The sequence below is a fragment of the Aeromonas dhakensis genome, assembly GCF_000820305.1.
In the GTDB taxonomy this organism is placed as follows: Bacteria; Pseudomonadota; Gammaproteobacteria; order Enterobacterales; family Aeromonadaceae; genus Aeromonas; species Aeromonas dhakensis.
The window spans coordinates 146,090-172,706 of sequence record NZ_CDBH01000025.1 but is presented as its reverse complement, the minus strand read 5'-3'; the positions used below and the strand labels follow the sequence as shown (position 1 = coordinate 172,706).

Here is a 26,617-nt window from a genome sequence, read left to right as displayed (position 1 = left end):
TCTGAGCGGGCTTTTTTATTACCTGAAATTCGGCTTGATTCGTATTTGACCGCTGTTCTTCGATGCATGATCAGTGCCTGCCTCACTCCTTATTCTCCACTCGACTCTCCTCTGCCGAAACCCGGCGCCAGAGCTGCAATTAGGGTTGTATCTGCTTCATAACTCGGTAGAGTAAAGGGCATCTTGGGTTGGCCCGTACTCTCTCATGCTCGTTTCTCTGTACGGATGCAACTTGGCCTGCTTTTATCAACCTTACGTCAGTGGTATCGATATGGAACAAGTAAACAAGTCCACCTTCAGCGATGTACTGGAATATGTGCGTATGTCTCGTCGTCAGAACAAGCTCAAGCGTGAAATTGCAGACAATGAGAAGAAGATCCGTGACAACCAGAAGCGGGTGTTGCTGCTCGACAACCTGAGCGATTACATCAAGCCGGGCATGAGCATCGATGAGGTTCAGGCCATCATCGCCAACATGCGTGCCGACTATGAAGAGCGGGTGGATGATCACATCATCAAAAACGCCGAGCTTTCCAAGGAGCGTAAAGACCTGAGCTCCAAGCTCAAGGCGATGAGCTCCAGCAAGTAAGCTCGCTCATTATTCTCCCAAAACACCGGCCCATGGCCGGTGTTTTGCTTTCTGTCATCAGCTCGGATCTCTCGCCGCTCTGCAACAATCGGCTCCCCTTTTCATGATCGCCCTGTTACCATCACTACAAAGCGGTCAATAGATTTCAAGCCATTGACTTGAAACGACTAAGCTTGAGTGAAACACAATAAATTGCGCAACCATGGTGGGGCTGATATGGGCGCATCAGAACAGACGGATTTGAACAAAGTGGCATATCAGGATTCATCTGTCCCAAGCGCGGACGGGAAGTACAAGCGCAAGCGTCGTCCCTGGTGGCGCTGGCTGTTCTGCTTTCTCTTTTTGCTATGCCTGGCCGCCGTGATTGCTCTGGTGGGCTATGAGATGCAGACGTCGCGCCTGCAGTCGCAGGAGATCTCCCGCTATGCCGCCAAGCTGACCTATCAGGTCGAGCCCGGTCTTAGCAAGCAGATTGCCTTCCCCGAGGATGGCCCTTTCGACAAGCGGCTGGGTTATGTGCTGCTGCCCATGATGCAGGAGCGTCTGCTGCAGCGCGGCTACCAGGTCAGCGAGCAGGTGCATTTCTCCGATGCCTTGTATGACTACGCCAGCCGCGGCTTCTTCGTCCCCTATACCGAGAAGGTCCAGGCCGGCCTGACCCTGCATGACTGCCGGGCGGAACCCTTCTATCAGTTCAAGTATCCGACCCACTATTATCCGGACTTTGCCTCCATCCCGCCGCTGGTGATCCAGTCGCTGCTGTTCATCGAGAACCGCGATCTGCTCAGCAACGAACATCCGCTGGCCAACCCGGCCGTGGACTGGCCCCGTTTTGCCAAGGCGGCCATGTCCCAGGTGGGCAAGGCGCTGGATATGCAGGATCAGTCGGCCGGCGGCAGTACCCTGGCGACCCAGGTCGAGAAATACCGCCACTCGCCGGATGGCCTGACGCTCTCCCCCACCGAGAAGATCCGCCAGATGGCGTCCGCCAGTGTGCGGGCTTACCGGCTTGGGCCGGAGACCCTGGAGGCACGCAAGCTGGTTGCCTGGGCCTACCTCAACTCGGTGCCACTCTCGGCAGCCCCCGGTTATGGCGAGGTGCACGGTCTGGGTGATGGCCTCTGGGTCTGGTTCGGTGCCAATGTTGACGAGGTGAACCGGTTGCTGGATCCCGCTCGCAACCAGGATGCCTCGCTGGCGGAGCAGGGGCTGGCACTGCGTCAGGTGGTTTCGTTGATGATTGCCCATCGCCGCCCCTCCTATTACCTGGCTCAGGGACGAGAGGCTCTGGCCACTCTGACCGACAGCTATCTGCGTTTGTTCGTGCAGGAAGGGATGATCACGCCGCCGCTGATGGAGGCTGCGCTGAAGGCCAGGATCACCTTCCGTGACTTCCTGCAGTCCCCCGCGGTGACCAAGGTCAACAACAACAAGGGGTTGCAGGTTGCCCGTACCCGTCTCAGCCGTCAGCTCGGGGTGCAGCTCTACGATCTGGACCGGCTCGATCTGACGGCCGACACCAGCCTCAACATGCCGCTGCAAAACGAGGTTTCCCATTACCTGCAACAGTTGGCTGATCCGACGTTTGCCGCTCAGGTCGGCCTGTTTGGTGAGCGCCTGCTCTCGCCGGAGAAGACGGGGGATGTGAAGTACAGCTTCACCCTGTTCGAAAAATCGCCGCAAGGCTTCAAGGTGCGGGTGCAGACCGACAACACGGATCAGCCGTTCGACATCAACGAGGGCAGCAAGCTGGAGTTGGGCTCTACCGCCAAGCTGCGGGTGCTGACCACCTATCTGGAGATCGTCTCCGAGCTGCACGACAGTTATGCCGGCATGTCGGCCGAGAGCCTGCGCAAGATTGAGGTGTCGGATCAGGACAACATCAGCCGCTGGGCCGTCTCTTACCTGATGACTGCCAAGGACAAGAGCCTGCCCCTGATGCTGGAGGCTGCGCTGGATCGCAAGTATTCCGCCAGCCCGAACGAGGGGTTCTTCACCGGTGGCGGCATGCACACCTTCAACAACTTCCGGCGCGAAGACAACGGCCGCATTCCGGCCATTCGCGATGCCCTGCGTGAGTCCATCAACCTGCCGTTCGTACGCTTGATGCGCGATATCGTTCGCTACAGCCTCTACCGGGAGGGCAACCGCGCCCAGCTGCTCAAGGATGACAAGGATCCGCGTCGCACCGAATATCTGGCCAAGTTTGCAGACAAGGAGGGACAGACCTATCTGCTGCGCTTCTGGCGCAAATACCGTGGCAAGACTCCGGAGGAGCAGCTCGACACCTTCCTGGATGGTCTCAAGCCCAGCGCGGTGCGCCTTGCCGCCGTACACCGCTACCTGATGCCGGATGCCTCGCAGGAGACCTTCGCGGCCTTCCTGGCCAAGCACCTGCCGCGGGAGAAACTGAGCGAGCGGCGCATCGAACAGCTCTACACCAGCTATGGTCCTGGCAAGTATTCGCTGCCGGATCAGGGCTATATCGCCCGGGTACACCCGCTGGAGCTGTGGCTGCTCTCCTATCTCAAGGAGTTTGACAAGGCGACCTTCGCCGATGCCGTCGAGGCGAGCCGGGACGAGCGCCAAGAGGTCTACAGCTGGCTGTTCAAGACCCGGCACCGCAGCGCCCGCGACAGCCGGATCCGCACCATGCTGGAGGTCGAGGCCTTCCTCGATATCCATCAGCGCTGGGCCAGACTGGGCTATCCGTTCGATCACCTGGTGCCGTCGCTGGCGACCGCGCTGGGCAGCTCGGGCGACCGTCCTGCCGCGTTGGCCGAGCTGATGGGGATCATCCAGAATGGCGGCATCCGCGCGCCGACCCTGCGTATCGAGCACCTCTCGTTTGCCAAGGGCACGCCGTTCGAGACAGAGTTCACGCCGGCGCAGACCGAGGGGACCCGGGTATTGCCGGTCGAAGTGGCCACCGCCCTGCGCAATGCGTTGTCGAAGGTGGTGGAAGGGGGCACCGCCAGGCGCATCGCCGGTGCCTTCGCCCTGCCGGACGGCACAGTGCTGCAGATGGGGGGCAAGACGGGGACCGGTGACAACCGGATCGAGACGGTGGGCCGCTACGGCAACGTGACCAGCTCGCTGGCCCGCAACCGGACCGCGACCTTCGTCTTCTACATCGGGGATGATCACTTCGGTACCCTGACGGCCTATGTGCCTGGCAGCCAGTCCGACAAGTTCCGCTTCACCTCGGCCCTGCCGGTACAGGTGCTCAAGGGGATGGCGCCGCTGCTGATGCCCTATCTGCAACCGGAAACCCACACCCAGTGCGTAGCGGGTAACTGACCCTTCACGCCATGAAAAACGGGGCCGTATAGGCCCCGTTTCATTTTGTGTTGACCGCCGCCTGTCGGCGAACGTGAGTCATCACTTACAGTAGATCTTCGATCTCGCCGCGCAGATACTGGTACATCTCGCGATAGGCCACCGGCGGCTTGTTCAGCTCCCGCTCCTTGTTGGCGGAGCGGATCAGCTGGCGCAGCTTCTGGCGGTCCAGCTCGTGGAACTGGGACATCAGCTCGTTGAGGGCGCTGTCGCCTTCGCTGATCAGCCGTTCGCGCCACTGTTCCAGTCGATGCAGGCGGGCGTTGACGGTGGAGTGGCGATTCTTGATGATGGAGAGCGCCTCGACGATGGGCTCCACATCGCGGCTGCGCATCAACCGGCCGATGAACTGCAGGTGGCGACGGAAAGACTCGTCCTTCTTCGGCTTGAGCTTGCGGCCCAGCTCGACTGCTTCGGCCAGCTCCTCATCCAGCGGGATCTTCTCCAGTTCGCTGTGGCTGAGGGAGACGATCTCTTCCCCCATCTTCTGCAGCGCCTCGGCATCACGCTTGAGCTGGCTCTTGCTGGGGCCCCAGTCTTCCCACTCGTTGTCGTCTTGATATTGACTCATCGGTCTCTTGATTCCTGTCATTCACGTTTGGCGGATATGTTACCAGCTTCTCCCGCTGGGCGCAGGGGTCTGATATGCTTAGCCCCTTTCCTTCCTTCATACAGATGTGAGTTATGGATCAGCAAGACCAAATCCGCCAGGATCAAGCCCATCTCGAGGCCGTGGTTGCCGAGGCCCTGGATATCGCCAAGGGACTGGGCGCCTCGCTGGCCGAAGTCTCCATCAGCAAACAGACCGGGCTGTCGGTCAACACCCGCGGTTGTGAACTGGAAAGCATCGAATTCAACAAGGATGGCGCGCTCGGCATCGCCGTCTATCGTGATGGCTGCAAGGGATCCTCGTCCACCACGGATCTGAGCCCGTCAGCCATTCGCGCCGCCGTGGAAGCGGCCATGGAGATTGCGCGCCATACCTCCCCTGACGAGTGTGCCGGTCTGGCGGATGCAGATTTGCTGGCCTGGAACGCCCCGGATCTGCAGCTGTGCCACCCGGTCGCGCTGGATCCCCAATATGGCATCGAGCTGGCCACCGAGTGCGAGCGGTTGGCGCTGGGGCGCGATGCCCGCATCAAGCACTCCGACGGCGCAGGTTTCTCCAGCCACCTTGGCATCAAGGTCTATGGCAACAGTCGCGGCTTCGTCAAAGGCTATGCCGCCTCGCGCAACTCCCTGAGCTGCGTGCTGATCGGCGAGCAGGACGGCGACATGCAGCGTGATTACGGCTACTCCTCCAGTCGTACCCTGGAGGGCCTCTGGAGCCCGCAGCGCATTGCCGATGAGGCGGTGGAGCGCACCGTCTCCCGCCTCGGTGCCCGCAAGATCGCCACCCGCCATGCACCCGTGCTGTTCCATCCCGATACGGCGGCTGGTCTCTGGGGTCATCTGGTGATGGCCATCAGCGGCGGCAACCTCTACCGCAAGTCGAGCTTCCTGCTGGACAAGCTGGGCAAGCAGATCCTGCCCGAATGGCTCACCATCCAGGAATTCCCCCACCTGCTGGGGGGGCTCGCCAGTACCCCGTTCGATGGGGAAGGGGTGCTCACCCGCGACATGGACATAGTGCGCAATGGCGAGCTGATGAGCTGGCTGCTTACCTCCTACTCCGCCCGCAAGCTGGGGCTTACCAGCACGGGCCACGCCGGCGGCATCCACAACTGGCAGGTTTCCAGCACCGGCCAGGATTTCAATGGCATGCTCAAGGAGATGGGCACCGGCCTGCTAGTGACCGAACTGATGGGGCAGGGGGTCAATATCGTCAATGGCGATTACTCCCGCGGCGCTGCCGGTTTCTGGGTGGAGAACGGCGAGATAGCCTATCCGGTCGAAGAGATCACCATCGCCGGCAATCTGGCCGAGATGTTCAGCCATATCGTGGCGGTGGGTAGCGACGAAGATGAGCGCTCCAGCCTCAAGACCGGCTCGGTGCTGATCGAGAGCATGAAGCTGGCGGGACACTGACCCAGCCGATCCGCGCTCATGAAAAAGGCCCCTCGCTATGCGAGGGGCCTTTTTGTATCGGCGTGCGCAGGGGCGGCAATCAGCCCTTGATGCGCTCGATGCGGCCGCCGAGGCCTTGCAGCTTCTGCTCGATGTCTTCGTAGCCACGGTCGATGTGGTAGATGCGATCGACTATGGTGGAGCCTTCGGCGACGAAGCCGGCCAGCACCAGACTGGCGGAGGCGCGCAGATCGGTTGCCATCACCTGGGCACCCTTGAGCTGCTCGGTGTCGCGGCAGATGGCCACGTTGCCCTGCAGTTCGATGTCGGCGCCCATCCGTACCAGCTCGGGTACGTGCATGAAGCGGTTCTCGAAGATGGTCTCGGTGACCATGCCGGTGCCCTTGGCCACCGCGTTCAGCACGGTGAACTGGGCCTGCATGTCGGTCGGGAAGGCTGGGTAGGGGGCGGTCTTGATGGTGACCGGCTTGAGGGTGCGACCGGTCATGTCGAGGGAGATCCAGTCTTCACCCTTCTCAATCAGGGCACCGGCCTCTTCCAGCTTGACCAGAACCGCTTCCAGCAGGGTCGGGTCGGTGTTGCGGCAGGTGATCTTGCCGCCGGTGACCGCGGCGCCCACCAGGAAGGTACCGGTTTCGATACGATCCGGTTGCACGCTGTAGCTGCCACCGTGCAGACGCTCGACGCCGTCGATGATCAGGGTGTCGGTGCCAGCGCCCTGGATCTTGGCGCCCAGCGCGTTGAGGAAGTGGGCCAGATCGACCACTTCCGGCTCGCGCGCGGCGTTTTCGATCACGGTGCGGCCGTCAGCCAGGGTGGCGGCCATCATCAGGTTTTCGGTACCGGTGACGGAGACCATGTCCATCAGGATGTGGGCACCCTTCAGGCGACCGTCGACGCGGGCCTTGATGTAACCCTCCTCGATGACGATCTTGGCGCCCATCAGCTCCAGACCGTGCACGTGCAGGTTGACCGGACGGGCACCGATGGCGCAGCCGCCGGGCAGGGAGACGTCAGCCGCGCCAAAACGGGCTGCCAGCGGGCCCAGCGCCAGGATGGAGGCGCGCATGGTCTTCACCAGCTCGTAGGGGGCGACGTGGTTGTTCACGGCCCCGGTCAGCACGGTCACGTTGCCGTTCACCTTGGTGGTGGCGCCCAGCATCTCCAGCAGCTTGATGGTGGTCCCCACGTCTTTCAGACGCGGCACGTTGGAGAGGTGGATCTCCTCGTCACACAGCAGGGTGGCGAACAGGATCGGCAGAGCGGCGTTCTTGGCGCCAGAGATGGTCACTTCGCCGTTGAGAGTACAACGACCATCGATCTTGAATTTGTCCATTTACGTTTGATACCAAATCAGGAGGGCAGTAGAAATTTACGTTCGCGTTTCCACTCGGCATCGGTAAAGGCCTTGATGGAGAGTGCGTGAATGGTGTTGCTGGCGATCTTGTCCATCAGCGGGGCATAGATGGCCTGCTGCTTCTTGACCCGGCTCATGCCGTCAAACATGTCACCGACGGCGATCACTTGGTAGTGACTGCCATCCCCTTTGACATGGACTTCGGACAATGGCAGAGCCTCGAGGAGTATCGCTTCAATTTCAGAGACTTGCATTATGCGTCCTCAGTTGTGAGCGGGGTTGATTGAAACAATCCGGCCACTCCGTAGAGGTTGGCCAGGGTATAGAAATCAGCGGAGGCACCCACCAGTTGCGGTGTGGCGCCTCGTGCCAGAGCGGCTTTGGCCCATTTGACCAGCAGGGCCAGCCCGGCGGAATCCAGCGTGGTCACGTCGCCGAGCTCGAGCAGATCTTCCTGCCACCAGTCAGCCCGCCGTTGCCACAGCTCAATCACCTGAGCCGCCTGCAGCTCGCCGCTCAGTCTCATGACTTGAGCACCAGCGGCTTGGCATTGTGGGCGCGCAGCTGGGCGATCACCGCATCGATGCCGTTCTGGCGAATGAGGCCACCCAGCTCGTTCTGTTTGGCAGAGAGCAGGCTGATCCCCTCGGCGACCATGTCGAAGGCTTTCCATTCGCCGGTCTTGTTGTTCTTGCGCAGCTTGAACTCGAGGAAGATATCCGGCTTGCCGGCCTCTTTCACGCTGACGTTGACGGCGGTGATGTTGCTGTCACCGGCGGCCTTGCCCGGCTCGACCTTGACGGTCTGCTTGTCGAAATGGGCCAGGGCGTCGGCGTAGGAGCTCACCATGTACTCGGTGAACACCTCGACGAAGGCGTCACGCTGGGCCGGGGTGGTCTGCTTGATCTGGTTGCCGAGCACCTTGTAGGCGGCGAAGCGGTTGTCCACGTAGGGCAGCAGCTCTTCGCGGATGATCACCCGCAGGTGATCCGGGTTGCTCTTCACCTGGGCCTGATCGGATTTCAGGCGAGCGAAGGTCTGCTTGGCAGCCTGATCCACCAGGGCGTAGGGGTCGGTGGCGTCGGTGGCTTGCGCGGTCAGGGAAAACAGCATGCTGGTCATCAGGCCCAGCAACAGGGCGATCTTCTTGAACATGGTTACTCCTTACTTGCTGTCTGACTTGGTGTCGGAAGACTGGCTGTAGAGGAATTTGCCAATCAGGTCTTCCAGCACAATGGCGGATTTGGTGTCTTCAATCATGTCGCCATCCTTGAGCATGCTGGTGCCCATCTCCTCATCGGTAAAACCGGGTACCAGGCCGATGTACTGCTCACCCAGCAGGCCTGAGGTCAGGATGGAGAGGGTGCTGGTCTCGGAGAACTCGCCGGCGCTCTTCTGCATCTGCAGGGAGACGACCGGAACCTGGCTCTTGGCATCCAGGCTGATGTCGCTGACCCGACCGACCACCACGCCGCCCACCTTGACCGGAGAGCGTACTTTCAGGCCGCCGATATTATCGAAATGGGCGCGCAGGGTATAGGTTTCTCCTTCCGGTTTGAAACTCAAACCGGCCACTTGCAGTGCCAATGCCAGAATGGCACCGATGCCGGCCAGCATGAAGGTGCCAACCAGGAATTCTACTTTGCTGAACTTCATCTTTACCTTATCCAAACATGACTGCGGTGAGTATAAAATCCAGGCCGAGCACGGCCAGGGAGGAGTGGACCACGGTACGGGTCGTGGCCTGACTGATCCCGGCCGAAGTCGGCTTGGCATCATAACCGTTAAAGAGCGCAATCCAGGTGACCACCAGGGCGAAGATCAGGCTCTTGATGGCGCCCTGCATGATGTCATCCTGCCAGTCGACGGAAGCCTGCATGGCGGACCAGAACCCCCCCTCATCGACCCCCAGCCAGTCCACCCCGACCAGCTTGCCGCCGAAGATGCCGATCAGGCTGAACATGAAGGCCAGCAGCGGCATGCTGATGACCCCGGCCCAGAAACGCGGCGCCACCACCCGACGCAGCGGATCCACCGCCATCATCTCGAGGCTCGAGAGCTGCTCGGTGGCCTTCATCAGACCGATCTCGGCGGTGAGGGCGGAGCCCGCACGACCGGCAAACAGCAGAGCGGTCACCACCGGACCCAGCTCCCGCAGCAGGGAGAGGGAGACCAGCGGGCCCAGGCTCTGCTCGGCGCCAAAGTCCTTCAGGACGTTGTAGCCCTGCAGCGAGAGCACCATGCCGATGAACAGGCCCGACACCAGAATGATGGCGACCGACTGCACCCCGACCACATAGAGCTGCTGTACCAGCAGCGGAAAGTGCTTGCGCGGCGCGGGTTTGCCCGCCAACGCGTGAAACAACATGATAGTGGCGCGGCCGATGGCGCTGATGAACCGCACCCCGCTTCGCCCCAGTTTGCTTACCTGGCTTGTCAACATCAGAGATCCTGTAGCAGCTCGCCTGCCGGAAAATGAAACGGAACAGGACCGTCGGGCAGTCCCTTCAGGAACTGCTCGACCTCGGGATTGTGCTCCTCGCGCAGCTGGGCCGGCGTGCCGTGCGCCACCACCTTGCGGTTGGCGATGATATAGGCGTAGTCGGCGATGCTCAGCACCTCCTTCACGTCGTGGGTGACGATGACGGAGGTGATGCCGAGGGCATCGTTCATATCCTTGATGAGCTTCACCAGCACCGCCATGGTGATGGGATCCTGGCCGACGAACGGCTCGTCATACATGATGAGGTCCGGATCCAGCGCGATGGAACGGGCCAGCGCCGCGCGCCTGGCCATGCCGCCGGAGAGCTCGGAGGGCATCAGCTTTGCTGCGCCGCGCAGACCCACCGCCTGCAGCTTCATCATTACGATGGTGTGGATCAGCTCCTCGGGCAGGCCGGAGTGCTCGCGCAGCGGGAAGGCCACGTTGTCGTATACCGTCATGCCGGTAAACAAGGCGCCGCTCTGAAACAGCATGCTCATCCGCTTGCGCACTTCGTACAGGCGCGAGCGGGAGAGGGTGGGGATATCTTCCCCGTCAAACAGGATATGACCGGACTCGGGCTTGAGCTGGCCGCCGATCAACCGCAGCAAGGTGGTCTTGCCGATGCCGCTGGGGCCCATGACCGCAGTGACCTTGCCACGGGGAATGGTCAGGTTTATCCCGTCGTATAACAGCCGATCTCCGTGACTGAAGGTCAGGTCGGAGATGGTGATCAGGTCATCGTTCAAACAATTGTCCATCCGGTGTAAATGAAGAGCGAATTTTATGGGCTAGTCTAGGTCTAAGCAACAGCAAGGAACAACTATTGAACAGTCTGCCCATCCAGACGCGCGACAGTTTTTTGTAACCAATTGTCTCTCTTTTACGCCCAATAAGTATCCGATTCGCTTATCTCGACAGACTTTTTTATAATCCCGCAGCAAATTTCAGCCCGGAGCTGTGCCTTTATGTCTGTAAAGTCTGAAAAAGTGTCTGAACTGTTCGATTTTCGTCGCAGCGCCCGTACCGTGCTGGACATCGAGAAACAAGCGATTGATGGACTCTACCAGTACCTGAACGATGCCTTCGATCAGGCGTGCGAGATGATACTGCGTTGCAGTGGCAAGATAGTGGTCACCGGCATGGGCAAGTCAGGTCATGTCGGAAGCAAGATAGCTGCGACCCTGGCCAGCACCGGCACTCCCGCCTTCTTCCTGCACCCGGGTGAAGCCAGCCACGGCGATCTGGGGATGATCTCCGGCGGCGATCTCATCATCGCCATCTCCAACTCCGGTGAGAGCGACGAGATCCTGGCCCTGCTGCCGGTACTCAAGCGCCGCGGCATTCCGCTCATCTGCATGACCGGCAACCCGGCCTCCACCATGGCAAAAGAAGCCAACGTGCACCTGTGCATCAAGGTGGAGAAGGAAGCCTGCCCGCTGGGGCTGGCGCCGACCTCCAGTACCACCGCGACCCTGGTGATGGGCGATGCGCTGGCGGTGGCCCTGCTGGAAGCCCGCGGTTTTACCGCCGACGATTTTGCTCTCTCTCACCCGGGCGGGTCGCTCGGCAAGCGCTTGCTGCTGCGAGTCGGCGATCTGATGCACAGCGGCGAGCTGTTGCCCCAGGTGGGGATAGATGCCACCATCAGCCAGGCACTGCTGGAAGTGAGCCGCAAGGGACTCGGCATGACGGCGGTAGTTGATGGCAACGGCGTGCTGGCCGGCCTGTTTACCGATGGCGACCTGCGCCGCATTCTGGATCTGCAGGTGGATATCCATCACACCCCGATCAGCCGCGTCATGACGGTGAACTGTGTTACCGTGGGACCAGAGATGATGGCGGCCGAGGCCGTCAAGCTGATGGAAACCAGAAAGATCAACGGATTACTGGTCGTGGATGGCGACAAGCGCCCGCTGGGGGCCTTCAACATGCACGACCTGCTGAAAGCCGGAGTAATTTGATGCAAAACGTACCGACCCTCTATGGTCCGGTGACGCGCAGCCAGTTTGATCAGGCGGCGCAGATCCGCCTGCTGGTGTGCGATGTGGACGGGGTGCTCTCCAACGGCCTCATCTACATGGGAAATGACGGCGAAGAGCTGAAAACCTTCTGCACTCGCGACGGCGCCGGCATGCGGGCACTGCTCAATGCCGGGATCGAGATTGCCATCATCACCGGGCGCAACTCCCGCATCGTCAGCGATCGGATGAAGAGCCTGGGGGTGCAGCACCTGGTGCAGGGGGCGGATCAGAAGCTGCCCCACTTCGAGGCGCTGCTGGCCAAGCTGGGGCTGGATGCATCGCAAGCAGCCTACATGGGGGATGACACCATCGATCTGCCGGTGATGCAGGCCTGCGGCCTCGGCATTGCCGTGGCCGATGCCCATCCGCTGGTGCTGGCGCGCGCCGACATGGTGACCCGGCTGGCCGGCGGTGTGGGGGCGGTGCGCGAGGTGTGCGATCTCATCCTGCAGGCCCAGGGGCTGGGTGATTATCAGCCTGAGGCCTCGGTATGAGCAGACAGACCCTGTTGTTCGCCCTGCTGTTTCTGGTGGCGCTGGCGGCCTGGCAACTCGGCGATATCGAGCTGGCGCCGGAGCCGACCACCAAGGTGGAAAATTATCAGCCGGACTTCACCGCCAAGAATCTGGTGACGACCCGCTTCAACGCCGAGGGGCTGCGTACCGAGCGACTGGAGTCCCGCTATGCGGAGTATTACCAGATCCTGGAACAGGCCACCTTCGACAAGCCGGTGGTCTACATGTTCGACAAGCAGGGCGAGGCCGAATGGAAGGTCAACGCCGAGACCGGGGTGCTCAACACCGATGACAACGTGATCCTGCGGGACAAGGTGCATCTGGACGGTCTGCTGCCCACCTCCTTCATCTCCACGCTGGATACCCCCTATCTGGAGCTGGATCTGGTGACCCAGAACGTGAGAAGCAATCAGCAGGTCAGCATAGTGGGTAAGGACTTCCAGACCGAGGGCGTTGGCCTGAAGGGTCATCTGGAACGCAAATATTTCGAATTACTGGATCAGGGCCATGCCATCTATTTCAATGAAAAACGCTAATCTGGCCCTCGCGGCCTTGCTGCTGTGCGGCACCGTGAGCGCCAAAGAGTCCGACTTTGCCGAGAAGGTCTATGTGGACGCGGTCAAGCAGGTGGCCGAGCTGCAGGACAACCGCATCACCTTCGAGCAGGATGTGACCATCACTCAGGGCTCCATCAAGATCAAGGCCGACAAGGTAGTGGTGATCCGCTCCGGCGAGAAGGGGGCCGAGGTGATGACGGCCTATGGCAAGCCAGCCACCTTCTTCCAGATCCTGGACAACGGCAAGCCGGTCAATGCCCACGGCAACAGCATCCGCTATGAGCTGAAGAACCGGCTGGTGACCATTACCGGCGATGGCCAGCTCAAGCAGGAAGACAGCCAGGTCAATGGCGATCTCATTCGCTACGACATCGTCAAACAGAAGATGGTTGCCGAGAGCAAGACCCCGAACCAGAGGGTCAAGACGGTGTTCCTGCCGGATCAGGTCGAGAGTTTCGACAAGCCGGCCGATCAGAAGAAGCAGGGAAAATAAACCATGGCAGTGTTGAAAGCAGCCGGCCTGCAAAAGAGCTACAAGCGCCGCATGGTGGTCAGCGATGTGAGCCTGGAAGTGGGCACCGGCCAGATCGTTGGCCTGCTCGGCCCGAACGGTGCCGGCAAGACCACCTCCTTCTACATGATCGTGGGACTGGTGCAGAGCGATGCCGGTCTCATCACCATCGATGATCAGGACATCAGCCTGCAACCCATGCATATCCGTGCTCGCAACGGCATCGGCTATCTGCCGCAGGAGGCTTCCATCTTCCGGCGCCTGTCGGTGTTCGACAACCTGATGGGGGTCATGCAGACCCGCAAGGGATTGAGCCGCGAGGAGCGGGAGGACAAGGTCCAGCAACTGCTGGAAGAGTTCAACATCACCCATATCCGCGACAGCCTGGGCCAGAGCCTGTCGGGCGGTGAGCGACGCCGGGTCGAGATTGCCCGTGCGCTGGCGGCGGAGCCGCGTTTTATCCTGCTGGATGAACCTTTTGCCGGGGTAGACCCCATTTCTGTGATAGACATCAAGAAGATCATCCAGCACCTCAAAGATAGAGGCCTGGGCGTCTTGATCACCGACCACAACGTCAGAGAGACTCTGGACGTATGTGAGAAGGCCTATATCGTCAGCCACGGCAAGATGATTGCCGAAGGTGCACCGGCGGAAATACTCGCCGATGAGCAGGTCAAGCGCGTCTATTTGGGCGATCAATTCAGTCTATAGTAAGGGGGCATCTCTTCATTTCCTGTGACCACTGCCTCGCTGACCATAAGGATATCCCGACGTAGATGAAGCCGACATTACAGTTGCGTCTCGGTCAGTCCCTGACCATGACGCCGCAATTACAACAAGCGATTCGTCTGCTCCAGCTCTCCACTCTGGAACTCCAGCAGGAAATTCAGCAAGCGCTCGACAACAACCCCTTGCTGGAGCAAGAGGAAAACGACATTCAGGAGACCAGCCCGGTCGACCAGGTGGACGTCAGCCAGCTCGATTCCAGCGATGCCATGGCCCAGGACCAGATGCCGGACGAACTGCCGGTGGATACCACCTGGGAAGAGGTCTACTCGGCCGGCACAGCCCAGAGCGCAGGCCCCATCCATGACGGGGAAGACAGCATCTATCAGGGTGAGACCACCGAGAACCTGCAGGACTACCTGTTGTGGCAGATGCGCTTGACCCCGTTCAGCGATGTGGATGCCGCCATCGCCCTCGCCATCATAGATGCCATCGACGAATCCGGTTACCTGACGGTGTCGCTTGAGGATATTCAGACGGCGGTGAGCAGCGAGGATGTCGAGGTGGAACTCGATGAAGTGGAGGCCGTGCTCAAGCGGGTGCAGCATTTCGATCCGGTCGGCATCGCCGCCCGCTCGGTGCAGGAGTGCCTGCTGATCCAGCTGGGCCAGTACTCCCCTGACTTGCCCTGGCTCAACGAAGCCAGGGAGGTGATCCTCGAGCACATGGATCTGCTCGGCAACCGCGATTACCGCACCCTGGCCCGCAAGACCAAGCTGAAGGAGAACGACCTCAAGGAGGTGCTGGATCTCATCCAGCAGCTGGAGCCGCGGCCCGGCAACGGCGTCATCCAGAGCGAATCCCAGTACGTGATCCCGGATGTTTCCGTGGTCAAGAAGGGCAACAAGTGGGTGGTCGAGCTCAACCCTGACTCGGCCCCGCGCATCCGGGTCAACGAAACCTATGCCGCCATGGCCAGACAGGCCCGCACCAGTCAGGATACCCAGTTCATCCGCTCCCACCTGCAGGAAGCCAAGTGGTTCATCAAGAGTCTGGAGAGTCGCAACGACACCCTGCTCAAGGTGGCCAGCTGCATCGTCGAGCAGCAGCAGGGCTTCTTCGAATACGGTGAAGAGGCCATGAAACCCATGGTGCTCAACGACATCGCCGAAGCGGTGGAGATGCACGAGTCGACCATCTCGCGGGTGACCACCCAGAAGTACATGCACACGCCGCGCGGCATCTTCGAACTGAAGTTTTTTTTCTCCAGCCATGTGAACACCGAGGGAGGAGGAGAGTGCTCATCGACCGCAATTCGCGCGCTCATCAAGAAGCTGGTCACGGCGGAGAATCCCGCCAAGCCGCTAAGTGATAGCAAGATCGCGGATTTGCTGGCCGAACAGGGTATTATGGTGGCGAGACGCACGATCGCAAAGTACCGTGAATCCTTGTTGATCCCGCCATCCAATCAGCGCAAACGCCTGGTTTAGGCAAAACAAAAGGAAGACGTTATGCAAATCAACCTGACCGGACACCATGTCGAGATCACCGAAGCTCTGCGTGATTATGTGAACAACAAATTTGCCAAACTCGAGCGTCACTTTGACCACATCAACAATGTTCATGTGGTGTTGAGCGTAGAAAAACTGAACCAGATCGCCGAAGCCAAGCTGCATGTCAGCGGGGGTGAGGTGTTCGCCAACTCGCAGCATGCTGACATGTATGCGGCGATTGATACCCTGCTGGACAAGCTGGATCGGCAGATCATCAAGCACAAAGATAAGTTAAACCAAAAATAACCATGCAACTTGAACACATACTGAGTCGGGACTGCACCAAAAGTGCGGTCCCTTGTACCAGCAAGAAACGCGCCCTGGAGATCATCAGCGAGTTAGCCGCTGAGCGCCTGGGGACCTCTCGTCAGGTACTCTTCGAGTGCCTGCTGGCGCGAGAAAAGATGGGCAGTACCGGGATCGGAGCCGGTATCGCCATTCCCCACGGCCGGATCGGCGACGAGTTTCCGCCGACCGCGATCCTGATGACCTTCGCAGAGCCTATCCCCTTCGATTCCATCGACAATCAACCGGTTGACCTGCTGTTTGCCCTGCTGGTGCCGGAAAGCGAGTGCAAGCAGCACCTCAAGACCCTTTCCCTGATGGCATCCAAACTGGGCGACAAGGCGGTATGCCGCCAGTTGCGCCAGGCAACCAGCGATGAAGAACTCTATCAGATCATGACATCGGCCTGAGATGCAGGCCCTTGCAATGACGCCAAGCGGTGAGGGAACAAGATGCAATTAATAGTGGTGAGTGGGCGCTCCGGCTCGGGCAAGACAGTTGCCCTGCGTGTGCTGGAGGATCTTGGTTATTACTGCGTGGATAACCTGCCGGTCAACCTGCTGCCCCAGTTGATCGTCTCGGTCGAGAGCCAGTATGACAAGCTGGCGGTCAGCATCGACGTGCGCAACCTGCCGGCGAGTTCCGACAAGCTGGAAACCCTGCTGGCTCAGGTTCGCAACGAGGGGCGAGTGGAGTTCACGAGCTTCTTCTTCGATGCGGAAAACTCCACCCTGCTCAAGCGTTACGGCGAGAGCCGCCGGCTGCACCCCCTGTCGCGCAACAAGCTGTCGCTCGACGAGGCGATCCGGGAAGAGACCCACCTGCTGGCGCCGCTCTCCTCGACAGCCGACCTGCGCATCGATACCACCAACCTCAGCATTCACGACCTGAGCGAGCTCATCAAGACCCGGGTGCTCGGCAAGAAGGAGAACGAGCTGGTGCTGGTGTTCGAGTCGTTCGGCTTCAAGTACGGCATTCCCAAGGATGCCGACTTTGTGTTCGACGCCCGCTTCCTGCCCAATCCGCACTGGATCCCGGAGCTCAAGCCGTTTACCGGCAAGGATGAACCTGTAGCCCGCTACCTCTCCAGCCAGCCCGACGTGATGCAGTTCATCCTGCAGATCGAGAACATGCTGGCGACCTGGTTGCCCCACCTGGAGCGCAACAATCGCAGCTATGTGACGGTCGGGATTGGCTGTACCGGTGGTCAGCACAGATCGGTATTCATTGCCGAGCAGCTGGCCGGCGCCTTCCGCCTGCTGGGCAAGAACGTCCAGATCCGCCACCGCACCCTTGACAAGAGTGCGCCGCAATTTTGATGGACCAATAGGAAGATCAGATGACCGTCTCAGCCTCGGTGGAAGTGAAAAACAAACTGGGCATGCATGCCAGACCGGCCATGATGCTGTTCGAGCTGGTGCAGGGGTTCGATGCCCACGTGTTGCTGCGCAACGAAGAGGGAGTCGAGGCCGACGCGGACAGCGTGATCGGCCTGTTGATGCTGGACTCCGCCCAGGGCAAGCAGGTGGAAGTCCAGGTGGAGGGGCCCGAGGAAGTGGAGGCCCTGGCCGCCGTGGTGGCGCTGTTCACCTCGGGTTTCAACGAGGAGTAGCCGACCCCTTCATGCTCAAGGTGCGCTGCGTGCCAGCGCCTTGAAGGCGGCAAAGTCCCGACAAGCCAGCAGATTTCTGCTGGCTTTTTCGTTCATCAACGCCAGGAACAGGTCGTAGAGCCCCATCGCCTCCTCATAGTCGGCCTTGGCGATGGCCAGCACGAAGACGAGGGTTGCGCTCTCGCCGTTGCCCCAGTCGATCCCCTGCGGGGCCAGCACGGTATAGACCAGGGTGCGGCGCGCCAGCAGGCCGAGGGAGTGGGGCAGGGCGATGCCGTCCCCCAGCAGGGTGGAGACGATCCGCTCCCGCTCCTGCAAGGATCCCCGAAAGCCGCTCTCCACCAGATCCTCCGCCTCCAGCTGGCTGCAGATGCGATCAAACAGCGCCCCCTGGCTGAGCGGTTCGCTGACCACCATGAAGTGGTCGGCATCGAAGTACTTGTCGAGCAGGTAAGGGCGGGTGCGATCGACCAGCACCAGCTTGCCGAGCTGCTCCAGCTGGTACTGGGTCGGGAAGGGAGCGACCTGCACCACGGGCACGTTCTTGTCGCTCACCTTGACGGTGCTGATCACGAAATCCTGCTCGACTCGCGCCAGCCCTTCGTAATCCCGCACCGACTCCAGCGTGGTCAACTGCAGCTGGGGATATTCCCGCTTGATGCGGGCCTCCAGCACCCGGAAGGTGGCGTTGCCCGCATCGCACAACAGCAGCGCCTGGGGGCGGCGGGTGTAACCGATGTCGTAGTGACGCTCCAGTCCGACCCCGATATGGATCACCAGATAGCCTATCTCGTGGTGGGTCAGCCGGTAAGGGGTCTGCTTGATCCACTCTGAAATGGCCGCCAGCGTGATGTCGTAGGCGAGGGGGTAATACTGCTTGATATGGTCTGCCAGCGGATTGTGGCTGCCAATCTGGTATTTGACCCGCAGCAGCATGGCACTGATATGGGTCTGCAGGTCGGCCCGCAGTTGCAGGTCGCCGCGCAGGTCATAGGGGTAGTGCTGGTGGATGTAGGCCAGCAGATGCTCCACCAGTTGTTCGCTCTCGGCCGCCATGGCCGGGCTGAGCTGGGGGGAATCGGCGGTGAGGCGGGCCTGGATCTGGATGGCGAGGCAGGCTATCTCCTCCTCCCCCGGCGGGGTCAGGGTCGGCAGCTCGCCATAGATGTCGTGGGCGACCGCCAGCAGCGGCGCCGTGAGATCCTCGCTGGTGAATTGGCGCAGCTCGTGGCCCGCGGCCTGGCGCAGTAGGGCGACGGCGCAGTAGATGGCGAGCTGCTGCAGGCTCTCGTCGGCCAGGCGCAACTGGTGGCGGCCGAGTTGCTCGTGGATGTGATTGCCCACTACCTCCAGCGTCTTGCTAGGACAGAGGTTGGGCAGCAGGCTCTGCAGCGGGTTGCTGTGCAGTAGTTCCTGATAGAGCAGCTGGGTGAGACAGGCGCGGATGGCCGTCTCTCCCCCCTGGATCCGCATCCCCTGCCTGGGCTTGCTGTCGATGGCGAGGTCGAAGTGGGCGAGCCGCTCCCGCACCTCCGCCATGTCCCCCTGCAGCGCCGCCCGGCTCAGATACCAGGTGTCCGCCAGTTCGTCGAGCTTGATGCCCTGCTCCGCCGTCAACAACAGGATCTGCAGGTGCAGCACCCGCTCACGGCTTGTGCGAGGCAATCCGCTCTCCTGCTCCTGGGCCGCCAGCAGTGCCGCGAACAGCTCCTGATTGTAGATCTTGAGCTGATAGCCGCTGCCGCGCTGGTGGATCAGGTGGGCGCCCCGGGTGGCGATGATCTCGTTGAGGGTCGCCACGTCGGTGCGCACGGTACGGGTGGAGACGTTGAGGCGGCGGGCCAGCTCCTCCTGCGGCAGCGGTTCGGCGTGGAGCAGGGTGAGCAGTTGCTGGAGTCTGGGGTGGGACAGCTTGGTCATGAGGGGGATCGGACTCCTGTCGCGGAATAGAAAATCGATGTTAACAAGCGAGTCAATGACAAGCCAGGCACCGGCCAGTGATCGGACCGGTGCCTGAGGGCGATCAGGCCAGCAGCCGCTTCACCGTGGCCAGCAGGGTCCGCACGTCCTCGGGACGGGTCTGACCGCTTGCGCTGTCGATGATGGAGCTGTAGATGTGGGGGATCACCTTCTCGACGCCGGCATCCAGCGCAATTCGCACTATCTCCTCGAAGTTGTCGAGATCGATGCCGCCGGTGGGCTCCAGCCAGAAACCGTGCCGCGCACAGGCCTCGGCCACTGCCTGATACTCGGTGCGGCAGGTCAGCCCGCCCATGGGGAAGAACTTGACCGAGCTGCCACCCATGTCCTTGAGCAGGGCGATGGCGGTATCGATGGGGACAATCCCGTCCGGCTGCCCGGCGCTGAGCGGGCCTGTGGAGATCTTCACCATGCCCGGCGTACCGGTAGGGGAGATCAGCCCATTCACCAGCGTTTGCGATTGGCCGAGCAGCGCCCGGCTGGCGCCGACCCCGGTGAACACCTGGTTGACATGCTGGGGCTGCAGCTGGCGAGCCAGCTCGGCCACCATGGCGGACTGGCGCGGATCGCCGGCCCCCAGTCCGATGGAGAGGGCGTTGTCGATTAGCTTGGCGTAGGCCTGCATGTCAGCGACGGCGGAGGGCACATCCGGGTAGTTCTTGGAGAGCACACCGACCAGCACGTGGCCCTCGGCAGCCTCATAAATGTCGACGGCATTCTGTCGGGAGCCGGCCAGCACGTTGAGGCAGACCCGATCGTGGTAGTAATTGGGAGTAAGAGACATCAGTTGTTCTCCTGAACGAGGTGGGCAATGGCGGCATGGATCTGGTCGAGCTGGGGCAGGGTGACGCTGCGCACGTCGATCTCGATGTGCCCCTCGTTGGCCTTGTAGCCGCGGCAGTAGATGGCAGGCGTGCCCTGCTGCAGACGGGCGACGACCTGCACTGTGGTCATGCCGATCTGCTGGTGGTCGAAGGCGATATCGGTGCGGGCGATGTCGCGCCCCGCACTGTCCCATACCACCTTGGCGGTGACACCGGACAGCTGGTTGAGCCGCTCGATGAAGGGGGTCATCTTGGCGACCATGGCGGCGCCGCTCTCCTTCTCTTTGGCCAGGTAGCGCTCGATGGCGTGGGTGAGGCCGAGGATCCCCTCCTTGCCCACCTTCATGGCTCGGCCGATGCCGTTGGCCTGCTGCTTGACCCACTCCACGTACTGACGCTTGCCGAGTACCAGCCCGCTGGTGGGCCCTTCGATGGCCTTGGCACCGCTGTAGATGACCAGATCGGCCCCCAGGTTGTAGTAGAGACGCAGCTCCTCCTCGGCCGCCGCATCGACGATGAGCGGGAGCCCGTGGGCCTTGGCCACCTCGGCTGCCTCGGCCACCGACAGAATGCTCTTCTGCACGCAGTGGTGAGACTTGATGTAGAGGATGGCGGCGGTATTGGCATTGATGGCGGCGGCCAGCTGGGCGGCAGAACACTCGTTGGCGTAGCCGGCCTCCACCACCTTGCCGCCACCCAGGTTGACCATGGTGCCGACCGGGGCGCCGAAGTTGACGTTGTGTCCCTTGGGCAGCACGATTTCGCTCGGCACATTGTGGGCATGAGCGTGCAACTGTTCGAGGCGGTAGGGGTCGCCGCGCACGATCACGGCGGCCACCGACTGGGCGATGCCGGCACTGGCGCAGGAGACCACCACCGCATCTTCCACATCCAGCAAGCCCGCCAGGTAGGCGCCGGTCTTGTTGACCAGGTCCTTGACCTCGAAGTAGTGGCCGAGGCCGAAGTTGACCGCATCGACCACCTCCTGCTCGGGGGTGGAGACGCCGAGAATGGTCATGCGCCCGGAGGCGTTGATCACCGGTTTGAGCTGATATTTCTCATACACAGAAGACATGGTGTGATTTCCCATAGTGAGTCAGAACCAGTTCACCACCGACCAGGGCGGCGAGGGGCAGCAACTGCCGATCGCCATTGCGGGCGCCGGCTTCGGTATCGGTAAAGAGGGTGGGGCCGCTCATCACCTCGAACAGGGTCAGATCGGCAGCGGCGCCCACCTCGAGTCGCCCCTTGCCGGACAGGCGCAGGGCATCGGCAGCATGGTGGGTGACGCAGGCCAGCACCTGCTCCAGGGTCATGCCGATGGCGAGAAACTTCGACATCACGTGGGCCAGGCTGTAGACCGGCCCCTTGATGCGGTTCTTGCAGTAGATATCGGAGCTGATGGTGCGGGGCAGGATCCCCTGAGCAATGGCCAATTCCGCCACCTCGAAGCTGAAGCTGGCGCCGCCGTGGCCGATGTCGAGCAAGAGGCCCCGCTGCATTGCCTCACGCACCGCCTGGCGCAGCTCGCCGGCCGGGGTCAGGATGCGGTTGGGCTTGCCGTTGAAGCAGTGGGTCAGCAGATCGCCATCCCCCAGCAGGGCGACGATCTCGTCCAGATCCGGCGGCGTGTTGCCCACGTGTACCATCAGCGGCAGCCGGCCGTGGGCCTGTTGCAGTGCCTTGGCCATGCGCAGCGGCTGCAGGCCGCTCTCGCCCACCACGCTGCCGCTCATCCGCGCCTTGATGCCGACGATGAAGCCGGGGTGGCGGGCAATGGCCGCCGAGGCGAGATCCATGTCGAGGTCCCGGCTGTCGGCCAGCTCGTTCTGGCGCAGCAGGCCGATACGGGAGATGTTGAGCAGGGCATGCACCCGGGTCTTGCAGCCAGCGGCGAGACGCTGGAAGTTATCCACGTCGTCGGCCCCGGTGCTGCCGGCGTCGATGACAGTGGTGACACCTGACGCTACCCCCACCTTGTCCGGCTCATCGTGATAGAGGGGGGACGCGGGGTAGCAGTGGGTGTGGCCGTCGATCCAGCCGGCGCTCACATGAACCTGTCCGGCCAGAGTGAGGGTTTGCTTCGCCTCAGTGCTCTCTGGCAGCGAACCCAGCGCCGCTATCTTGCCATTCTTGATGGCGATGTCGACGAGCTGCCCGTTTCCCAGGCGTCCCGCCCTGATGATCGTGTCGTACATGCTGATGGCCTCTAGCGTGCCGCCCCGCAGGGCGGCGGATGGTTATGCAAGCGCAACCGGGAAGAAGGTACCCAGCAGCATGGCCCCCAGGATGGCGCCACCAGTGATGGGCTTGCCCCACACGTAGAACAGCAGCGCACCCAGCAGGGAACCGATGCCGATGGGGATGGAGGCGCCCATGGCGGAGAGGATGATGAGGGGGCCGAGGAAACGGCCCGAGCTGTTGCCGGCCCCCATCATGACGTCTGCCCCGTAGGTGGAGTTGCTCTGGTTGATGGTGAACTTGCGCGCCAGGATGATCACATAGCCGATGGCCAGACCAATCACCATGCCGGTCACCAACGAAGCGGGGAAGTTCTCCACCGGATAGATGATGCCGGCCCCCAGCAGCAGGGCAGGCACGCCTAGGCCCACCCCGGTCTGGATGGCACCGCCGATGTCTAGGATCCCCACCAGAGAGCCCTCGATGATGCGGGCAAACAGGAAGCTGGCGCCGAAAGCCGCCACCGCACCATAGGCACCGGTGTCCATTCCGGCTTTCAACATGGCGACGAAGGCTACCTCGTTGAAGGCGCCGACCCCGTACAGATAGAACATGTGGGTACCGGCAAAGACCCCGGCCGAGAGCAGGCCGACGAAGATGGGGAAGGACCAGTCGGCATACCAGAAGTTGTTTTTCAGTTTCTCATCCATGGCATGACCCCTTATTTGCCGCTCAGCAGGTTATGGACGTTTTCCAGCCACAGGGGAACACCCAGATGGAAGGACTCGATGAGTTTCATGTCGAAGCCGCGGAAGAAGCCGCTCAGCACGAACAGCAGGACGATGGCGGCCATCATCACCTTGGTGACGTGGTTCCAGCCGCTCTCTTCCACCCCCTTGCCGATCAGGATGCCGAGCACCAGACCCGGTACCGCGTTGCCCATGATGAGCTGGGCCAGACCGCCGAAGATGGTGGCCCAGAAGCCGGACTTCTTGCCCGCCTCGATGGCGGCCAGCCAGAAGATCACCGGCATGACGGTGTTGACCAGCAGGTTGGCGGCCGGCACCAGTACCTTGACCGCGGTGACCTGCAGGGCGGCCGGCACGGCGGCGGCGGTGCTGTTGAGGAAGGCGACCACGATGGCACCTATGATGCCGCAGGCGATGGCCATCTTCTTCGGGTCATGCAGGGTGGTGGCGAGATCCCGGTTCTTGATCATCAGGGCTGCCGCACCCCAGTTCGGCAGGATGCGGTGATCCACGTCCTGGGTGAAGGCGCCGGCTGCGACCGTGGAGGCCCAGGCGTTGAAGAAGAAGCCCAGACCAAACGAGAAGTGGGAGGCGGGATCCCCTTCGCAGGAGTTGAGCTCGCCCAGGGTTCGGAAGGCGCCCATCCCCTGCACGGTCGGGGCATGGAACATCCGTGCCGCGCCGGCCCCCACCCCGACGCCAACCAGGCCGCCAATGATGAGTGACTTGATAAATATGATTAGAAACATCCCATGTATCCTTCTTGTGGCGGTGTTGCCGCGGGCGGCGTCACACCCGGGTAAAGGTCACCTTGTCGGTGTCCAGGCTGGTGACCCTGACCGTGATGGCGAGCCGAACCCGGTATTCGTGGCGTTGGCGCGGCAGGAAGAAGAACAGGAACTTCTCCACCCGGACCGACTCCTCGGCCTCGATCACCTCGACCTCGACCGGTTCGATGCGCAGCAGCACCTGCGGGTTGTCCTTGAGCAGCGTGGATTGCACCTGGCTGAGGGCGGCGGCGAATGCCTGCTGACGGGTCGCGCCCTTGCCGTTGACGGTGACCCGGGTGGTGAAGTCCTCTTTCATCATGCGCGTCCGTGTTTCTTGGCGAAGGCTTCGATCAGCTTCTGGCCCAGTTCTTCCTTGTCCATGAAGCCGAAGCCCAGCACCACGCACCCCTCGTTGATGGCGGTCACGCCCTCCTCGATGGAGCGCATGCCGTAGCGGCACTTGTAGCCGTACTTGGTCTGGGCTGTGATGGCGCCGGCACCGCCGCTGCCGCAGAAGGAGATGCCGAGATCCGCCTGCTCCTTGTTCATCACGTCGCCGAGCTTCATGTCGGCGGCCATGCCGGGGATGACGGTCACGCTGGCGCCGGCGGCTTCCGCGCCTGCCCCCACTTTCTGGCCCTTGCCGAGGCGATCACCGATCACGAGTTTGATGGCTGTCATTTAGCATTCTCCTTTGACTGAACTGAGTTCGTTTTCTTTGGCTACTTCGAAATGGACGGACAAGAGGTGTGCCTCTTCATAGGCGAGCCGCTCCAGCCAGCTGACGACCTGTTCGGCCAGACGCAGGGAGAGCGGGGAGATCTCCTCGAACAGGCTGAGGTCGACCTCCGGCAGCGGTTCGCCACTGTGGGAGCGCCACACCATGGCTTTGGCGTGAGAGGCCAGCATCTGCTGCTGTACCTCGTTGGGGCGGATGCCCTGTTCGGCCAGCAGGATATGGATACGCGCCAGGATCTGGTCGGTTTGGCGCAGCAGGGCCGGGCTGTCCGGGGTCAGGGGCTGGTCATGGGTCTCTGTGTGCAATGTCTGCTCTCCAAGGCTGGCAGAAGGGATAGCGTTACCCTAAGCCGGTCATGTTCGGGAGAGGAGGCACCGTTTTTCCGATTCGAAGCGGAAATTCGCGCGTCAGCTGGCCAATTGAAGCCGCTTTTGCTGCATCAAGCGGAAAAGAGATCTCATTGGCGCCTATTTTGTGTGATCAGGGGCGCACTTGGGGTTGGATGAAGGGCTGCTGGCCCTTGGCTGAAACTGTGAGTCGCCTCACGGCCGGGAGGGGAAAAGGGAGGAGAAGGGGCGACTCGTCGCCCCGATCGTGGAGATGTCAGCTGGCGGTGGCCGCACTAGCGCTGGCCCGGTTCTGGTAGCGCAGATCCTCTTCGATGGTGACCTCCACCTCGAGCGGTTTGCCGTCGCGGATCACCGAGATGGTGAGTTTGGTGCCGGGCCGGCTCTCGACGATCTTGTCCATGGCGGCCCGCACGCCGCTGATGGCCTCGCCATTGATCTTGAGCAGCACGTCGCCCCGTCGCAGTCCGCCCTTGGTGGCCGGCCCGTTGGGATCCAGGCTCTCCACCACCAGGCCGCGCAGGTCACCCAGATTCATCATGCGCGCGACGATGGGATTGATCTCGACGCTGGAGATGCCGAGGTAGCCGCGGATCACCCGGCCGTTGGCGATCAGCTCGTCCATGATGCGCTTGGCCAGCTTGTAGGGAATGGCGAAGCTGATGCCGTAGCTCTCCTGATTGCCGTTCAGGTGGTAGGCGGCGGTGTTGATGCCCACCAGATCGCCGCGGGCATTGACCAGGGCGCCCCCCGAGTTGCCCTCGTTGATGGCGGCGTCGGTCTGCAGCAGATCCTGCCGGCCGTTGCTGTCCGGCCCCATGCTGGAGAGGCCGATGCGGCCGGTGGCGCTGATGATGCCCTGGGTGATGGTCTGGCCGACGTTGTAGGGGTTGCCGATGGCGAGCACCACGTCGCCCACGTCGGGCAACCGCTCCGGATCCTGCGGGATCACCGGCAGGTTGTCCGACTCGATGTAGAGCACCGCCAGGTCGGTGAGCTGGTCGGTGCCGACCAGTTCGGCGCTGAACACCCGCCCGTCCTGCAGCGCGACTATGATCTGGTCCGCATCGGCGATGACGTGATAGTTGGTCAACACGTGGCCGCGCTGGTTCATGATGACGCCGGAGCCCAGCCCCTGGGGCCTGAGTTCGGTCTGGTTGCCCTGATTGCGGGCGAAGCTGCGGGTATAGATGTTGACGACGGCAGGGCCGGCGCGGTGCGCCGCGTAGGAGAAGCTCAGTTCACGGGCATTGGTGATGAGGCCGGGCAGTTGGGCCCCGCCTCGAAAATTGGGAAACAGCAGCAACAGTAGCGCCGCCACGGTGAGACCGAAGCCGACAGACTTGCCCAAGTAACTGACTATAGGGGGGATTTTCATGTCATTCTCATCCGTACATAGAGCGGGCAGAGAATAACACTATCGGTGGATAAAAATCACCCGCGGCAGGC

General features: G+C 61.6%; 31 protein-coding genes. 13 read left to right on the top strand and 18 right to left on the bottom strand.

The window, feature by feature from the left end; all coding sequences use genetic code 11:
* The first annotated feature begins 271 nt into the window (after positions 1–271).
* Together tmaR and BN1143_RS05345 are read left to right on the top strand one after the other, a co-directional pair.
* A complete protein-coding gene (tmaR, locus tag BN1143_RS05350) occupies positions 272–589 on the top strand; it encodes a PTS system regulator TmaR (protein WP_005306016.1) in 318 nt (105 codons plus the stop codon).
* A 216-nt stretch (positions 590–805) separates the two neighbouring features.
* On the top strand, positions 806–3,889 hold the full coding sequence (locus BN1143_RS05345; RefSeq protein ID WP_042049881.1) for a transglycosylase domain-containing protein: 3,084 nt from the start codon (positions 806–808) through the stop codon (positions 3,887–3,889).
* Between the two features lie 85 nt (positions 3,890–3,974).
* Here BN1143_RS05345 and yjgA read toward each other — a convergent pair whose 3' ends face one another.
* A complete protein-coding gene (gene yjgA, locus BN1143_RS05340; protein WP_329272135.1) occupies positions 3,975–4,499 on the bottom strand; it encodes a ribosome biogenesis factor YjgA in 525 nt (174 codons plus the stop codon).
* A gap of 113 nt (positions 4,500–4,612) precedes the next feature.
* On the opposite strand from yjgA, the gene pmbA reads away from it, so the two are divergent.
* Positions 4,613–5,956: a metalloprotease PmbA gene (pmbA, locus tag BN1143_RS05335; RefSeq protein WP_042049879.1), complete on the top strand. Its 1,344-nt coding sequence runs from the start codon at positions 4,613–4,615 to the stop codon at positions 5,954–5,956.
* Between the two features lie 79 nt (positions 5,957–6,035).
* Here pmbA and murA read toward each other — a convergent pair whose 3' ends face one another.
* Genes murA through mlaF form a run of 7 tightly spaced genes read right to left on the bottom strand, consistent with a single transcriptional unit; the run spans position 6,036 to position 10,556 of the window.
* A complete protein-coding gene (gene murA / locus BN1143_RS05330) occupies positions 6,036–7,292 on the bottom strand; it encodes a UDP-N-acetylglucosamine 1-carboxyvinyltransferase (protein ID WP_017766394.1) in 1,257 nt (418 codons plus the stop codon).
* A gap of 17 nt (positions 7,293–7,309) precedes the next feature.
* Positions 7,310–7,567, bottom strand: a complete 258-nt coding sequence (gene ibaG / locus BN1143_RS05325; RefSeq protein ID WP_042049878.1) for a BolA family iron metabolism protein IbaG — start codon at positions 7,565–7,567, stop codon at positions 7,310–7,312.
* Positions 7,567–7,839, bottom strand: a complete 273-nt coding sequence (locus tag BN1143_RS05320; protein ID WP_005305991.1) for an STAS domain-containing protein — start codon at positions 7,837–7,839, stop codon at positions 7,567–7,569. Before BN1143_RS05320 ends, ibaG begins: the two co-directional genes overlap by 1 nt.
* Positions 7,836–8,468, bottom strand: a complete 633-nt coding sequence (gene mlaC / locus BN1143_RS05315; RefSeq protein WP_005305988.1) for a phospholipid-binding protein MlaC — start codon at positions 8,466–8,468, stop codon at positions 7,836–7,838. The genes BN1143_RS05320 and mlaC overlap by 4 nt, the downstream gene beginning before the upstream one ends.
* 9 nt (positions 8,469–8,477) lie before the next feature.
* Complete coding sequence (gene mlaD / locus BN1143_RS05310; RefSeq protein WP_005305985.1) at positions 8,478–8,969, bottom strand: outer membrane lipid asymmetry maintenance protein MlaD; 492 nt, start codon at positions 8,967–8,969, stop codon at positions 8,478–8,480.
* Between the two features lie 7 nt (positions 8,970–8,976).
* The gene (gene mlaE / locus BN1143_RS05305; protein ID WP_005305981.1) at positions 8,977–9,756 is read right to left on the bottom strand and encodes a lipid asymmetry maintenance ABC transporter permease subunit MlaE; all 780 of its coding nucleotides are present in this window, start codon (positions 9,754–9,756) and stop codon (positions 8,977–8,979) included.
* Entirely contained in the window at positions 9,756–10,556 is an 801-nt protein-coding gene (gene mlaF / locus BN1143_RS05300; RefSeq protein ID WP_005305979.1) for a phospholipid ABC transporter ATP-binding protein MlaF, read from the bottom strand. The genes mlaE and mlaF overlap by 1 nt, the downstream gene beginning before the upstream one ends.
* A gap of 207 nt (positions 10,557–10,763) precedes the next feature.
* On the opposite strand from mlaF, the gene BN1143_RS05295 reads away from it, so the two are divergent.
* The 10 genes from BN1143_RS05295 to npr all read left to right on the top strand — a co-directional run bounded on the left by BN1143_RS05295 (position 10,764) and on the right by npr (position 17,578).
* Complete coding sequence (locus BN1143_RS05295; RefSeq protein WP_005305976.1) at positions 10,764–11,759, top strand: KpsF/GutQ family sugar-phosphate isomerase; 996 nt, start codon at positions 10,764–10,766, stop codon at positions 11,757–11,759.
* Entirely contained in the window at positions 11,759–12,313 is a 555-nt protein-coding gene (kdsC, locus tag BN1143_RS05290; protein WP_017766397.1) for a 3-deoxy-manno-octulosonate-8-phosphatase KdsC, read from the top strand. Before BN1143_RS05295 ends, kdsC begins: the two co-directional genes overlap by 1 nt.
* Positions 12,310–12,870 (top strand): LPS export ABC transporter periplasmic protein LptC, encoded by a 561-nt coding sequence (gene lptC / locus BN1143_RS05285; protein WP_010635927.1) that lies wholly within the window; start codon positions 12,310–12,312, stop codon positions 12,868–12,870. The genes kdsC and lptC overlap by 4 nt, the downstream gene beginning before the upstream one ends.
* Positions 12,857–13,384 (top strand): lipopolysaccharide transport periplasmic protein LptA, encoded by a 528-nt coding sequence (gene lptA / locus BN1143_RS05280; RefSeq protein ID WP_010635928.1) that lies wholly within the window; start codon positions 12,857–12,859, stop codon positions 13,382–13,384. Before lptC ends, lptA begins: the two co-directional genes overlap by 14 nt.
* 3 nt (positions 13,385–13,387) lie before the next feature.
* Complete coding sequence (gene lptB, locus BN1143_RS05275) at positions 13,388–14,113, top strand: LPS export ABC transporter ATP-binding protein (protein ID WP_005305964.1); 726 nt, start codon at positions 13,388–13,390, stop codon at positions 14,111–14,113.
* 65 nt (positions 14,114–14,178) lie between these two features.
* The gene (locus tag BN1143_RS05270) at positions 14,179–15,618 is read left to right on the top strand and encodes an RNA polymerase factor sigma-54 (protein WP_042049875.1); all 1,440 of its coding nucleotides are present in this window, start codon (positions 14,179–14,181) and stop codon (positions 15,616–15,618) included.
* 21 nt (positions 15,619–15,639) lie between these two features.
* A complete protein-coding gene (gene hpf / locus BN1143_RS05265) occupies positions 15,640–15,927 on the top strand; it encodes a ribosome hibernation promoting factor (protein WP_005305957.1) in 288 nt (95 codons plus the stop codon).
* A gap of 2 nt (positions 15,928–15,929) precedes the next feature.
* The gene (gene ptsN, locus BN1143_RS05260) at positions 15,930–16,376 is read left to right on the top strand and encodes a PTS IIA-like nitrogen regulatory protein PtsN (protein WP_005305951.1); all 447 of its coding nucleotides are present in this window, start codon (positions 15,930–15,932) and stop codon (positions 16,374–16,376) included.
* A 42-nt stretch (positions 16,377–16,418) separates the two neighbouring features.
* A complete protein-coding gene (gene rapZ, locus BN1143_RS05255) occupies positions 16,419–17,285 on the top strand; it encodes an RNase adapter RapZ (RefSeq protein WP_005305946.1) in 867 nt (288 codons plus the stop codon).
* A gap of 20 nt (positions 17,286–17,305) precedes the next feature.
* Positions 17,306–17,578: a PTS phosphocarrier protein NPr gene (gene npr / locus BN1143_RS05250; protein WP_005305943.1), complete on the top strand. Its 273-nt coding sequence runs from the start codon at positions 17,306–17,308 to the stop codon at positions 17,576–17,578.
* A gap of 15 nt (positions 17,579–17,593) precedes the next feature.
* On the opposite strand, the gene BN1143_RS05245 is transcribed toward npr, so the two are convergent.
* The 10 genes from BN1143_RS05245 to degS form a co-directional block, all read right to left on the bottom strand.
* Positions 17,594–19,498, bottom strand: coding sequence for a BglG family transcription antiterminator (locus BN1143_RS05245; RefSeq protein WP_010635931.1), 1,905 nt, complete (start codon positions 19,496–19,498; stop codon positions 17,594–17,596).
* Between the two features lie 103 nt (positions 19,499–19,601).
* A complete protein-coding gene (gene dagF, locus BN1143_RS05240; RefSeq protein WP_042049873.1) occupies positions 19,602–20,342 on the bottom strand; it encodes a 2-dehydro-3-deoxy-phosphogluconate aldolase in 741 nt (246 codons plus the stop codon).
* Entirely contained in the window at positions 20,342–21,457 is a 1,116-nt protein-coding gene (locus BN1143_RS05235; protein WP_042049872.1) for a DgaE family pyridoxal phosphate-dependent ammonia lyase, read from the bottom strand. The genes dagF and BN1143_RS05235 overlap by 1 nt, the downstream gene beginning before the upstream one ends.
* Positions 21,441–22,580 (bottom strand): amidohydrolase/deacetylase family metallohydrolase, encoded by a 1,140-nt coding sequence (locus BN1143_RS05230; protein ID WP_042049871.1) that lies wholly within the window; start codon positions 22,578–22,580, stop codon positions 21,441–21,443. The genes BN1143_RS05235 and BN1143_RS05230 overlap by 17 nt, the downstream gene beginning before the upstream one ends.
* 42 nt (positions 22,581–22,622) lie before the next feature.
* On the bottom strand, positions 22,623–23,273 hold the full coding sequence (locus tag BN1143_RS05225; protein WP_017766404.1) for a DUF4310 family protein: 651 nt from the start codon (positions 23,271–23,273) through the stop codon (positions 22,623–22,625).
* A gap of 11 nt (positions 23,274–23,284) precedes the next feature.
* The gene (locus BN1143_RS05220) at positions 23,285–24,061 is read right to left on the bottom strand and encodes a DUF4311 domain-containing protein (RefSeq protein WP_017784945.1); all 777 of its coding nucleotides are present in this window, start codon (positions 24,059–24,061) and stop codon (positions 23,285–23,287) included.
* A 40-nt stretch (positions 24,062–24,101) separates the two neighbouring features.
* Positions 24,102–24,398 carry a DUF4312 family protein gene (locus BN1143_RS05215; protein WP_042049870.1) on the bottom strand — a complete coding sequence of 99 codons (297 nt, stop codon included), beginning with the start codon at positions 24,396–24,398 and terminating at the stop codon, positions 24,102–24,104.
* Complete coding sequence (locus tag BN1143_RS05210) at positions 24,398–24,763, bottom strand: SFCGS family glycine-rich protein (RefSeq protein ID WP_017779756.1); 366 nt, start codon at positions 24,761–24,763, stop codon at positions 24,398–24,400. Before BN1143_RS05210 ends, BN1143_RS05215 begins: the two co-directional genes overlap by 1 nt.
* Positions 24,764–25,126, bottom strand: a complete 363-nt coding sequence (locus BN1143_RS05205; protein ID WP_042049869.1) for a transcriptional regulator — start codon at positions 25,124–25,126, stop codon at positions 24,764–24,766. It lies immediately after the preceding gene.
* Positions 25,127–25,424: 298 nt separating this feature from the next.
* Positions 25,425–26,546: an outer membrane-stress sensor serine endopeptidase DegS gene (gene degS / locus BN1143_RS05200; protein WP_017779755.1), complete on the bottom strand. Its 1,122-nt coding sequence runs from the start codon at positions 26,544–26,546 to the stop codon at positions 25,425–25,427.
* Positions 26,547–26,617 lie beyond the last annotated feature (71 nt).